Here is a 12,123-nt window from a genome sequence, read left to right as displayed (position 1 = left end):
GGGAGGGCGCGGGCGTTTCCGCGGGCGGCGTGGGCGTGGGCTTCGCCACGACCTCCTTGGGCGGCGGCTGCGCCACTTCCTTGCGCGGCAGGAGCTTGGGGTCGCGCGGCTTGCCCAGCCGCACCAGCGACGCGTTGATGGGCTTCTGGTCCAGGTTCACCTTCGGCGCGGACGAGAAGCCCGCGTACAGCAGCGCCGCGGCGACCACCGCCACGTGCCCGACCACGGAGACGACGAGGAAGCGAGACAGCCGCGTGGGCCGTGAAACCAGCAGGCTGTGGGTCACCGCGGAACTCATGGGCTAGCGCTTCGCCTCCTTGGGCTTGCCCTTGGCGCCGGACGGGGCGGGGGCGGCCTTGCCGGAGTTGGACGCCTTGGAGCCCGTGGCCGGTTCCGTGATCATCCCCACGTTGGCGATGCCCGCGCGCTGGGCCGCGGCCATCACCTCCACCACCACGCCGTACGGCACGTCGCGGTCCGCGTGGAGGTACACTTCCTTGTCCGCCTGCGCCTTGGCGTTGGCGGCGAGCTTCGTCTCCAGCTCCTCCAGCGGAACCTCCGCATCCCCGATGTAGACCTTGCGCCCCGCGTCGATGGAGAGGACGACCTTCTTCTCCGTCGCCTCCACCGGGGCCGCCTTGGTCTCCGGGAGATTCACCTTCACGCCCTGCTGGATGAGGGGCGCCGTCACCATGAAGATGATGAGCAGCACCAGCATCACGTCCACCATGGGCGTGACGTTGATCTCGCTCATCGTGGTGCGGCCACCACCGCCCTTGCCTCCGCCCATGCCCATGTGACGGGTCCCCTAGCGGAAGAAGTGCCGCTTGATGATGTTGAGGAAGTCCGCGGAGAAGTTGGACATCTCCGTGTCGAACACCTTGATGCGGCTGACGAACGAGTTGTACGCGACCACCGCCGGGATGGCCGCGAACAGCCCCGCCGCCGTGGCGAACAGCGCGTTGCCCACTGGCGCCGCCACCGTGGCCAGCGTGGCGTTGCCCTGCTCCGCGATGTTGTTGAACGCGCCCAGGATGCCAATCACCGTGCCGAACAGCCCCACGAACGGAGACGCTGCGCCCACCGTGCCCAGGAAGGACACGCGGTTCTCCAGCTCCGTGATCTGCGCCGTGGCCGCGCGGTTGAGCGCGCGCTCCACGTTCTCGATGCCGCCCAGCTTGGCGCTCATCGCGGCCTCGGCGCCTTCCTTGTTGTCCGTCTGCGCCAGCTTGCTCAGCTCCTCGTAGCCCGCGCAGAACACCTTCGACAGCGGCGAGCCCTCCAGCTTCTGGGCGGACTGGTAGATGGCCTCCAGCCGGGACGCCTTCCAGAACGTGTCAAGAAAGGTAAGCGACTGGGCGCGGGCACGCGACAGCTGGGTGGCCTTCATGGCGATGAGGGCCCAGGAGGCGACCGAGACGCCCATCAGGAGGAGGAGCACCGCGAGCTCGATGAACGACGCGTCGCGGATGATCTCCACGTAGTTCATGGCGCCAAAGGCCAGTGGCAGGTGGGGTATCATGGGGTCCAGCGCGTAACATTCCGTCCTCGGGTGGGTCAAACATGCTTACGACGCCCGGCTGCTTTGGACGGCACTGAATAATTCCCGGGGCTGGTCGTCTGGAGGGTTGTTACGGGCCGACGACCTCAACTTCCCGAAACCGAACCACGGATGCCCACCATGAACGCGAGAACGCTCGCCGCATTCCTCTGCCTCTCCTCTGGACTCACCGGCTGCATCATCGAAGACAACCGCTACCCCGGCGACGTCCGGATGTCGTGGAGCTTCGATGGCGCCACCTGCGGCCAGATGCGGGACATCGACGGTGTGGACATCTACATCGACGGCGAGATCCTCGAGGGTGACGGCAAGTACCCCTGCTCGGCGAACGGCTTCGACGGCATCGTCCTGCACGACTTCGCGCCCGGCACGTACTCGTTCACGGCGCAGGCGGTGGACTACGACGGCGTGGCGGTCTACTCGTACCGCGGCACCTTCTCGGTGGACGGCAACACGGCGGTGCCCATCAACTTCAACACGGGCCGCACGGGTTCCACCGCCTACGCCTATGTGAACTGGCTGTTCCCGACGGAGGCGGGCTCGTACTACCCCTCCTGCGGCCAGGCCGGGGTGGCCTATGTGGATGCCCGCGTGGATGACGGCCCGTGGGGGCGCTTCAACTGCAACCAGGGCAGCGAGGGTCGTTACATCGAGACGCCGGAGTTCGCCCCCGGGCAGCACTACCTGGAGATCGTGGGCGTCGACTCGTTCGAGCGGCCCCTCTACTACTACGGTGGCGGCTTCACCTCGCAGGCGGGTATCCCGGCCTCCATCACGGCGAACACCTGGGCCATTGGCGGCGCCGCGGTGGGCTGGCAGCTCTACGAAGGCAACACGAGGCTCAACTGCAACCAGGCCGGCGTGAGCGAGGTGGGCATCAACTTCCAGGACGTGCACACCAACGAGTGGGTCTACGGAGAGGCCGGCCAGTGGTTCTCCTGCAGCCAGTCCCCGGCCGTCTTCGAGTTCCTGCGCCCCGGTGAGTACTTCGTGTCGTTGCAGGCGAACGGCACGAACGGCCGGCGCTACATCTCGCCCCGGGGAGCGGACATGCTGAGCCTGCGTGTCTACGCCCACGACTTCCCGAGCGCGGGAGAGGCCGCCATCGCTCCGCTCGACCGCGTGCAGTAGTCGCGGGGCCCACCCGGGCCGGGCGGCATGAAAGGGTCGGAGGCCTTCCAGGCTTCCGGCCCTTCGTGCGTTCCGGGGGACACCCGGGCGGTGCGGGGGGCGTTGGCATCAATCGTGATAGGGACTCACCCCATGCGGCAAGACAGCCACGGTCCCATCGGCGTGTTCGACTCCGGCATCGGAGGGCTCACGGTCCTCAAGGCGCTCATGGCGCGGCTCCCCCACGAGCGCACGCTCTACCTGGGGGACACCGCGCGCGTGCCCTACGGCACCAAGTCCGGCGAGGTGGTGACGCGCTACTCGCTGAAGAACGCGGAGTTCCTGCTGGAGCGCGGCATCAAGCTGCTGGTGGTGGCGTGCAACACGGCCTCCGCCGCGGCGCTGCCCGCCCTCCAGGCCGCGCTGCCGGTGCCGGTGCTGGGCGTGATTGAGCCCGGGGCCCGCACGGCGCTCCAGCGCACCCGGGGCGGCGGGGTGGGCGTCATCGGGACGCCGGGCACCATCCGCTCCGGCGCGTACCAGCGGGCGCTGGAGGCGGGCAACCCGAAGGTCGCGGTGAAGGCGATGGCGTGCCCGCTCTTCGTGCCCCTGGCGGAAGAGGGGTGGACCCACGGCGACGTGCCGCTGCTCGTGGCCCGCGAGTACCTGGCCGGCTTCGCGCGCGACGGGGTGGACACGCTGGTGCTGGGCTGCACCCACTACCCGCTGCTCAAGGGCGTCATCGCCGAGGTCGTGGGGCCGCACGTGTCGCTGGTGGACTCGGCGGAGGCCACGGCGGAGGCGGTGGCCCAGCTGCTGGAGGAGAAGGGGCTGCTGGCGCCAGCGTCCGTGGGCGCGCCCGAGCACGCCTTCTTCGTCACCGACGTGCCGGAGCGCTTCGTGGAGGTGGGGGCCCGCTTCCTGGGGCGCCCCATTCCTTCCGCGGAGCAGGTGGACCTGCGCTTCTAGGCGGCCTTGCCGCCTGGGGCCCGGCCTTCAGCGCACGGGGGGCGTGGAGACGCTCGCCGTGGGCTCCTCGGCGGAGGACTTGAGCAGCTCCTTGGCCGCCTGGATGACCGGCACCTCCTGGGCGCCGTCCACGGCGACGAGCGCCTGGGCGGCCTCCGTGCCGATGTCATCCTGGCGCGGCAGCTGACCGGTGACCCAGGTGATGAGCCGCTCCATCAGCGGGAAGAAGTGGATCATCTTCAGCGGCCGGTTCATCCAGCCCACGGTGATGCAGTAGTACTGGTTGAAGGGCGCGGTGTGGTGGATGCGGTGGTGGTCCGGCGGCAGGATGAGGTGCACGCGCTGCAGGAAGTTGATGATCGCGGGCGGCTCATCCAGGTGGGACCACTTGTGGAACTGGTTGGTCGCCATCACCCAGAAGATCATCGCGCCCAGGAACGCGGCCAGGAACACCCAGCCCGGGCCGGCGAGCGGCACGGCGACCGCGAGCGCCGCCACCGGCAGCGACACGAGGCAGTTGTTGCCGTTGGTCTCCACGAAGTCGTGGCGGGTGATGGCCTTCTCGTCCACGTGGTGCTCGCGGAAGGGGCGGATGAACGCCTTGCCCAGGACGGGCATCTCCGTGGAGCCCCACGTGTCGCCCATCCAGTGGACGAAGCCGGACACGAAGTCCGCGGCCAGGTAGCCCAGCACCACCGCCAGGATCAGCATCCACGGGCCGGTGTGGTGGGTGCTCCAGAGCTTGTAGACGAGCACGCTCTCCAGGCCCACGAACGCGATGATGGAGGCAATCTCCATGGCGCGGATGGCGGGCGAGTAGCCCTGCGCGAGCGCCTGGGCATCCTGCAGGCGGACCTTTTCCGCGATGGTGTCCGGCTTTTTCATCGGTGGTGTTCCGGCCGCGGCAGGGAGGGAGGGACTGACGGCGCGATCGTCAGAGGGGTTTACGTACCCCAGGGCGTTTCAGCTTTTCAACAGAGCCGCCCGTGCCCGCCAGGCTGGTGTCCACGTGTGGATCCGTACACGGAGGGTGCCAGAAGGTGGCGGACGCACACCGGCGGGAAGCGGGCAGGCACGCACAAAAAAGAGGTGCGGAGCGCGTGACGCTTACCTTGTGAAGCCTGGACCCCGCTGCTACGGTGCCCGACCTCGGCAATGGCGAAAACCTTCGAAAAAGCCGTCACTGGCTTCAATCACAACATCAAGCACAAGGGGAAGGTCTACCACGTCCAGACCGAGGACTCGGGCGTCAACAACCCCCACATCATCACCCACCTGTTCGTGGGCGGGAACATCCTCGCGTCCAAGAAGACGTCCTACGCGGACATCCTCAACGCGGAGAACCTGGCGGAGGTTGTGCGCGAGTTGATGGAGGAGCAGCACAAGGAGATGCTGCGCAACCTCATCAACGGCGTGTACGACAACTACGAGTCCACGGTCCGTTCGTACCAGCCCGGCCAGCTCGCGACGGACGCGGAGATGGCCGCGCAGCCAAAGCTGCCGCCGCAAGCGCCCGCGCAGCCGCGCATCAACGAGGTGGGCGTGGAGACGCTCTTCGGCGAGGACCTCATCTCCGAGAAGAGCCTGGACGAGGTCATCCTCAGCTACCTGGCGAGCGAGGGCGAGCCCTCCTAAGGCCGCTCGCGCGGTGCCGTCCTCCGGCGATGCCCGGCCCGTTCCTGGGCGGGCTCCGGGGGCGTGGTACGCTGCCCGGAGGGCCTCGCGCTTCTCCGGACATGATCCAGTTCTTCCACGTCTACAAGGCGTATCCCGGCGATCCGCCGGTGTTGCAGGACATCAACCTGAACGTGGAGAAGGGCGAGTTCGTCTTCCTCACCGGCCCGTCCGGCGCCGGGAAGACGACGCTGCTCAAGCTCATCTTCTGCGGGGAGAAGGCCACCAAGGGTCAAATCCTGGTGGGCGGGAAGAACATCGCGCGCATCCGCGAGTCGGCGGTGCCGTACCTGCGGCGCAACATCGGCGTGGTGTTCCAGGACTTCAAGCTGCTGCCCCACCGCAGCGTCGCGGACAACGTGGGCTTCACGCTGGACGTGCTGGGTGTGCCCCGCTCGGATGCGCGCGAGAAGGTGCACCGGATGCTCAAGCTCGTGGGGCTGGAGCACAAGGCGAACTCGCTGCCCCTGCGGCTGTCGGGTGGAGAGCAGCAGCGCGTGGTGATTGCGCGCGCGCTGGTGAACGACCCCACCATCCTCCTGGCGGACGAGCCCACGGGCAACCTGGACCCGGCGCTCACCGTTGAAATCATGGACCTGCTCACGGACATCAACATCCGGGGCACCACGGTGATGGTGGCCACGCACGACGCCACGCTCCTGTCGCGCTACCAGAAGCGCACGGTGCGCCTGGAGCGCGGGCTCATCGTCTCCGACGAGGACGGCGTCAAGGCGGCGCGGCGGATGCTGGTATGAGCGTGCTGTCGAAGGTGGCCTACTTCTGGCGCTCGGCGGCCGGGGGGCTGAAGCACGCGCCCTTCGTGCACTTCATCGCCGTGTCCACCATCGCCATCGCGCTGTTCGCGGCGGGGCTGGCGCGGGGCGCGTCGCACGTGGTGGACAACCTGCTCGCGTCGCTGGGCGGCGAGGTGGAGGTGACGCTCTACCTGGCGCCGCAGCTGGGTGAAGACGAGGTGCACGGCGTCCACACGCGCGTGGTGGAGCTGAGCCACGGCGAGGTGACGGTGGTGCCGCCGGAAGCGGCGCTGAAGCGGCTCAAGCAGGAGCTGGGCGACCTGGGTGAGGCGCTGTCGGAGCTGCCGGAGAACCCGCTGCCCGCGACGCTGGAGCTGCGCGTGCCGGAGGCGCGTCGTTCCCCCGCGGCGCTGTCGGCCCTGGCGAAGGAGCTGCGCGCGCTGCCCGGCGTCACCGGCGTGGACTACGGAGAGGCCGCGGTGGAGCGGCTGTCCGCCATCGCCCGCGCGCTGAGCTTCGGGGCGCTGGTGGCGCTGGTGGTGGTGCTGGGGACGACCATCGTCATCGTCGCGGCCACGCTCCAGCTGGCCATCTATTCGCGGCGCGAGGAGATTGAAATCCAGAAGCTGGTGGGCGCCACCGACCGCTTCGTGAAGGCGCCGTTCCTCCTGGAGGGACTGCTGCAGGGGCTGTTGGGCGCGCTGGTGGCGGTGGGCGGGCTGTGGCTGTTCGGCCGGCTCCTGGGGCCCACGCTGGGCTCGCTCTTCGCGTTCCTCCTGGGGCCGGGCGTGGCCGCGCCGTGGGTGGAGACGCGCACCGCGCTGGAGTTGCTCGCGGCCGGCTGCGCGCTGGGCCTGGGCGGCAGCTTCGTCGCGGTGGGGCGCTTCCTGCGCGTATGAGACGGCTCGTCTGGCTCATGGCGCTGTTGGGCGCGAGCGCCGCGTTCGCCCAGCCGGACGAGGAGGCGGAGCGCGCGGCCATCCGCGAGAAGCTGACCGCGCAGCGCGCCACGCTGGCCCTGGTGGAGGCGAAGAAGCTCTCCGTGCTGGAGGGCATGGAGCTGATGGAGGACATGGCCGCCTTCTCCCGCCGCCGCGTGCGCGCGCTGGAGGGCGACCTGAACCTCTTCCGCCGCCGCGTCGCGCTGGCCGAGCGAGAGGAGGCCGTGCTGCGCGAAGCCCTGCGCGCCCAGCTGCGCCGGCTGTCCCCGCGTCTGCGCACCCTGTACCGGCTCCAGCGCCGCCGCCCGCTGGAGGTGCTCCTGTCCGCGGACGACTTCGCCGCGCTCATGTGGCGCGCCCGCGCGCTGGAGGCCAGCATGGCGGGCGACCTGGAGCTGCTGCGCACCGTGCAGCACGTGGCGACCCTCCAGCGGCAGGCGACGCTGGAGCTGAAGCGGCTGCACACCTCGCTGTCGCAGCGCGTGGCCTTCCTCCAGCAACAGTCGAAGCAGGCCCAGGCGCAGCAGGAGGCGCTGGAGGAGGTGGTGGGGAAGCTGGCCGGCGAAGCGGAGCTGGCGAAGCGCGCCGTGCGCGAGTTGGAAGGCGCGGACGCGGAGCTCACCCGCATGCTGGTGGACCTGCACGAGGCCCCCGCGACGAGCGGCTTCGGCGCCCTGAAGGGCAAGCTGCCCCGGCCCGTGACGGGCATCGTGGAGGTGGGCTTCGGCCGCGTGGTGAACCCACGCTTCAACACCGTCACCGTGCAGAAGGGCGTGGACATCCGCGCCGCGGCGGGCACCCCCGTGAACGCGGTGGCCGAGGGCACTGTCGTCTACGCGGGCTGGCTGCGCGGCTACGGCAACCTGCTCATCGTCGACCACGGCGACGACTTCCACACCCTGGTCGCCCACCTCTCCACCATCGCCGTCGCCGTGGGCGCGCGGGTGACTCCGGGCGACGTGGTGGGGGAGGTGGGAGACACCGGCTCCCTCAAGGGCGCCTACCTGTACTTCGAGGTCCGTCGCGCCGGGCAGGCCGTCGACCCCGCCCCCTGGCTCGCCCCCGCGACCGCCGCCGCCGGGACGCCCTGACATTGTCTGTTTGATGCGCTGCGTCCAAGACGCGGAGGCGTTAGAAGGTGCGGGGCAGCGGTCGTTGGTGAGGAAGGAGGCCTTCGCGTGGACCTGATGGGTGGGATGCAGGAAGCGATGCGCCGCGTGCTGGTGGCGCGGGGCGTGGAGTCGGAGACGGTGAACGTGGGTGGGCAGGCGGTGCACCACTACGCGCTGGAGGGCCAGGGCAAGGGTCCGCCGGTGGTGCTGGTGCACGGGCTGGGCGGGTCCGCCAACGGCTTCGGGCGCACGTTCTTCGGGCTGGCGAAGCGCTTCTCCCGCGTGCTCGCGCCGGACCTGCCGGGCCACGGCTTCTCTGGCGAGTACTGCGGCGGCCCCACCTGTGTGCAGGGCCAGTTCGACGTGCTGCGCGCCTACTTCGAGCAGGTGGTGAAGACGCCCGCCCTCGTGGTGGGCAACTCGCTGGGCGGCGCCATGGCCGTCAACCTGGCCTCCGAGCATTCCGCCTGGGTGAAGGCGCTGGCGCTGGTGGCCCCCGCGGGCGCGGAGCTGACGCCGCAGGCGCTGGCGGCGCTGCTGGGGCACTTCGCGGTGAAGTCGAGCGCGGATGTCCGCGCCCTGACGCGCAAGCTCTTCCACCGGCCGCCCCTGGGCGCGCTGCTGCTCGCGCCGGCGCTGAGCAGGCTCTACACGACGCCCACGGTGCAGGCGCTGGCGGCGGATGCGCTCGCGACGCAGGCGAGCATCGCGCCCCAGGCGGTGCGGGATTTGAAGATGCCGGTGCTTTTCCTCTGGGGCGGCAGCGAGCGGCTCCTGCCCCCGGAAATCCTCGCCTGGTACCGGCAGCACCTGCCCGCCCAGGCGGAGGTGCACGTGGTGGAGGGCTTTGGCCACGTGCCGCAGATGGAGCGGCCGGACGCGTTCGTGTCCCACTTGGTGGGCTTCGCGGACCGGGCTCGCCTCTAAGGGCGGGAATCGTCCGGCGGGCCGGGTGTAGACTCGGGGGCCTTGCGACGGCCCCTTCCACCCGACCCCCGAGGACGCGCTCACGTGATCCGTTTCCCGAAGCCGTGGCGCATGGGATTCGCAGCGCTCCTGCTGTGGGGCGCGCCTGTGCTCGCGCAGAAGCCAGGGGACGCGGCCGGCCGGGAGGAGTCCGCGTACCGCCAGCTGGAGCTGTTCGCGCGCGTGCTCTCCTACGTGGAGAACAACTACGTGGAGAGCGTGGACCGCAAGACGCTCATCCAGGGCGCCATCCAGGGGATGCTCGACACGTTGGATCCGCACACGCTCTTCATGCCCCCGGAGGTGTTCCGGGAGATGAAGATCGACACGTCCGGTGAGTTCGGCGGCCTGGGCATCGAGATCGCGCGCAAGGGCGACCGGCTGGTAGTGGTGGCGCCCATCGACGACACGCCCGCCGCTCGCGCCGGCATCAAGGCCGGGGACGAGCTGCTCGCCATTGACGGAGAGAGCACCCAGGGCATGGACCTGGGCCGCGCGCTCCAGAAGATGCGCGGGCCGGCGGGGGGCAGGGTGCTGCTCACGCTCATGCGCGCGGGCTTCAACGCGCCCCGGGAGCTGGCCATCCTGCGCGACCACATCCGCATCGTGTCCGTGGAGAGCGCGCTCTTCGACGGCATCGGGCACGTGAAGGTGAAGAACTTCCAGGACCGCACGGACCAGTCGCTGAAGAAGGAGCTGGACCGGCTGCGCGCGCTCAACGGCGGCAAGGAGCTGGACGGCCTGGTGCTGGACCTGCGCAACAACCCCGGCGGCCTGTTGGACCAGGCCGTGGCCATGAGCGACCGCTTCCTGCCGGGCAACCTGCCCATCGTGTCCACGCGCGGGCGCGACGGCCGCAACGCCTCCGAGGAGAAGAGCCGGGACCGCGACACGGAGAAGGACTACCCGCTGGTGGTGCTGGTCAACGCGGGCAGCGCCTCCGCGTCGGAGATTGTCGCGGGCGCGCTCCAGGACCACGGCCGCGCGGTCATCATGGGCACGCAGACTTTCGGCAAGGGCAGCGTGCAGACCATCATCGAGCTGGAGGACGGCTCCGGCCTGAAGCTCACCATCGCGCGCTACTACACGCCCAAGGGTCGCAGCATCCAGGAGAAGGGCATCACCCCGGACTTCCTGGTGCCGGAGGATTCCACAGGGAAGGCGGGCAGTGACGCACCCCGGGAGAAGGACCTGCGGGGCCACTTCAAGGCGGAGCCGTCCCAGACGACGTCGGAGGTCGCCGCCCATCCCCGGACCCTGCCCGCGAACCTGAAGGACTGGGCGGTGACGGCGAAGCTCGCGGATCCACAGCTGAAGGTCGCGCTCAACTACCTCCATGGGTTGGCGCCAGGGCCCGCGTCCCGGGCCACCGGGAGCACCGCGGGTCGCTGAAACCCCTTTCGAGGCTGGCGTTCCGCCTCGCAGTGCGTGTAATGCGCACAGCAACGAGGGAGACCGGATGCGACGTCCTTTCAATCGCGCGCTGCACGCGACGCTCAGTGGCTGGCTGGTGGGAATGCTGGCCGTGGGCCCCGCGGCCGCGCAGCAACAACACGTACCGCTGCGGCTGATGCCGCGAACGCTGCCGACGGCGGCGGGCCCCCGCGTGGCGGTGGTGGCCATTCCCGTGGATGCCTCGCTGGAGGGTGAGGCGCTGGCGCTGGCGCACTGGGCGGAGCAGGCCGTGGCCCGCTCCGGCCGGCTGGAGCTGGTCCGTCTGTCGGACGCGCTGGACGCCCAGGGCGCGACCGCGCGCCAGACGAAGGCGGTGGAGGGCAACGCCGCGTTCAAGGACGGAGCCAAGGCCTACGACGAACTGGACACCGTGAAGGCGCTCCAGAGCTTCGACAGGGCGGTGAAGGCCTACGAGCAGGCGGACCTGTCGCGCGCGTTCCCGCTGCTCAGCCGCGCGCGGGTGATGAAGGCCGCGACGCAGGTGGCCAACGGGGAGAACAAGGCCGCGGAGCTGGAGATGCGCGGCGTGCTCGCGGTGGATCCGCGCGCCACCTTCAACCCCAACTTCTTCCCGCCCGAGGAAGTCGCCTTCGTGGAGAAGGAGCGCAAGTCGCAGCTGGAGGGCGCGCAGGCCACGCTGAACGTGAGCTCGCAGCCCGCCGCCGCGCAGGTGTTCGTGGACGGCACCTACCGGGGCGTGTCCCCGCTGGCGCTCACCGGCCTGACGCGCGCGGACCACTACGTGACGCTGGTGGCGCCGGGCTACGCCGTGACGGAAGGCCGGGCGCGCGAGGGCGAGTCCTCCTTCACGCTCGCGAAGCTGCCGGTGCAGCAGCGCTACGCGGCGCTCGTGGAGCGCATCGCGAAGAACGCCGACGACGAGGAGCGGGACCAGGCGCTGCAGGAACTGGGCGTGCTCGCGGACGTGCCGCAGGTGCTGGCGCTGCTGGTGCGCGGCGGTCCGGGCAACGCGCCCCTGACCGTCACCGGCCTGCGCATGGACGTGGCGGACGGCCACAACCTGGCGTACGCGATGGGCCAGGTGCCGCGCGGTGACGCGATGGCCACGGGCTCCGAGGCGCTGCTGACGGGGCTCGTCGGCCAGGACGCGGCGCGCGTCGACGGCAAGCCGGTGAAGCACTTCGCTGGCGGCGGAGGCGTGAGCCGCAAGACCGCGGGCTACGTGCTGCTGGCCACGGGCGTGGCGCTCCTGGCGGGCGGCATCTACTTCGGCCTGGAGGCCTCCTCCAAGTCGGACGCGTTCAAGACCGCGCCGCAGGGCAGCACGCGCGCGGAGGACCTGAAGAGCACCGGCAAGACGTACGCGCTGGTGGCGGACATCGGCGTGCTGGCGGGTCTGGTGTCCGCGGGCGCCGGCAGCTACCTGGCGTTCTACAAGAAGGGTGGGGGTTCGTCGTCCAGCGCCCCCGCGAGCCCCCCGGTGGAGAAGGCCGCGCCGGCAGCGCGAGCAGGGCGGTGCTTTTACGGACGTCTACGACTTCGTGGCTCGTCTCCGTGGCTGGTTCCCGGGCGTCGACTTCGGCCGCAACGCAGGTGCTCTCTTCGAGGCTCTGCAACCG

Annotated in this window: 12 protein-coding genes and 1 pseudogene; 9 read left to right on the top strand and 4 right to left on the bottom strand. The window is 70.1% G+C overall.

Features of this window, described 5'->3' with window-relative positions:
• The 3 genes and pseudogenes from D7V77_RS35345 to D7V77_RS35335 all read right to left on the bottom strand — a co-directional run.
• Nucleotides 1-298: pseudogene (locus D7V77_RS35345) on the bottom strand (energy transducer TonB); the annotation flags it as partial.
• 3 nt (nt 299-301) lie between these two features.
• Nucleotides 302-796 (bottom strand): protein TolR, encoded by a 495-nt coding sequence (tolR, locus tag D7V77_RS35340; protein ID WP_120580673.1) that lies wholly within the window; start codon nt 794-796, stop codon nt 302-304.
• A 12-nt stretch (nt 797-808) separates the two neighbouring features.
• The gene (locus tag D7V77_RS35335; protein WP_120580672.1) at nt 809-1,522 is read right to left on the bottom strand and encodes a MotA/TolQ/ExbB proton channel family protein; all 714 of its coding nucleotides are present in this window, start codon (nt 1,520-1,522) and stop codon (nt 809-811) included.
• A 159-nt stretch (nt 1,523-1,681) separates the two neighbouring features.
• On the opposite strand from D7V77_RS35335, the gene D7V77_RS35330 reads away from it, so the two are divergent.
• Together D7V77_RS35330 and murI are read left to right on the top strand one after the other, a co-directional pair.
• A complete protein-coding gene (locus tag D7V77_RS35330) occupies nt 1,682-2,692 on the top strand; it encodes a hypothetical protein (RefSeq protein WP_147452264.1) in 1,011 nt (336 codons plus the stop codon).
• 132 nt (nt 2,693-2,824) lie between these two features.
• Complete coding sequence (gene murI, locus D7V77_RS35325) at nt 2,825-3,640, top strand: glutamate racemase (RefSeq protein ID WP_120580670.1); 816 nt, start codon at nt 2,825-2,827, stop codon at nt 3,638-3,640.
• A gap of 27 nt (nt 3,641-3,667) precedes the next feature.
• Here murI and carF read toward each other — a convergent pair whose 3' ends face one another.
• Nucleotides 3,668-4,525 carry a plasmanylethanolamine desaturase gene (gene carF, locus D7V77_RS35320; protein WP_120580669.1) on the bottom strand — a complete coding sequence of 286 codons (858 nt, stop codon included), beginning with the start codon at nt 4,523-4,525 and terminating at the stop codon, nt 3,668-3,670.
• A gap of 270 nt (nt 4,526-4,795) precedes the next feature.
• Between carF and D7V77_RS35315 the strand changes: the two genes are divergently transcribed.
• From D7V77_RS35315 to D7V77_RS35285, 7 genes are all read left to right on the top strand, one after another.
• Nucleotides 4,796-5,275, top strand: a complete 480-nt coding sequence (locus D7V77_RS35315) for a hypothetical protein (protein ID WP_120580668.1) — start codon at nt 4,796-4,798, stop codon at nt 5,273-5,275.
• A 101-nt stretch (nt 5,276-5,376) separates the two neighbouring features.
• Nucleotides 5,377-6,069: a cell division ATP-binding protein FtsE gene (gene ftsE, locus D7V77_RS35310; RefSeq protein WP_120580667.1), complete on the top strand. Its 693-nt coding sequence runs from the start codon at nt 5,377-5,379 to the stop codon at nt 6,067-6,069.
• Nucleotides 6,066-6,968 (top strand): ABC transporter permease, encoded by a 903-nt coding sequence (locus D7V77_RS35305; protein ID WP_120580666.1) that lies wholly within the window; start codon nt 6,066-6,068, stop codon nt 6,966-6,968. The genes ftsE and D7V77_RS35305 overlap by 4 nt, the downstream gene beginning before the upstream one ends.
• Complete coding sequence (locus tag D7V77_RS35300) at nt 6,965-8,101, top strand: murein hydrolase activator EnvC (RefSeq protein WP_172815253.1); 1,137 nt, start codon at nt 6,965-6,967, stop codon at nt 8,099-8,101. The genes D7V77_RS35305 and D7V77_RS35300 overlap by 4 nt, the downstream gene beginning before the upstream one ends.
• Nucleotides 8,102-8,188: 87 nt before the next feature.
• Complete coding sequence (locus D7V77_RS35295; protein ID WP_120580665.1) at nt 8,189-9,049, top strand: alpha/beta fold hydrolase; 861 nt, start codon at nt 8,189-8,191, stop codon at nt 9,047-9,049.
• Nucleotides 9,050-9,160: 111 nt separating this feature from the next.
• On the top strand, nt 9,161-10,480 hold the full coding sequence (locus D7V77_RS35290) for a S41 family peptidase (protein ID WP_217279565.1): 1,320 nt from the start codon (nt 9,161-9,163) through the stop codon (nt 10,478-10,480).
• Between the two features lie 67 nt (nt 10,481-10,547).
• The coding region (locus D7V77_RS35285; RefSeq protein ID WP_233597432.1) for a PEGA domain-containing protein at nt 10,548-12,123 on the top strand (1,576 nt) is incomplete at its 3' end.

Source organism: Corallococcus sp. CA041A (genome assembly GCF_003612075.1).
Classification (GTDB): domain Bacteria; phylum Myxococcota; class Myxococcia; order Myxococcales; family Myxococcaceae; genus Corallococcus; species Corallococcus exiguus.
Note: the sequence above shows the minus strand (reverse complement) of the source record. Positions and strands in the feature narration are given on the sequence as shown.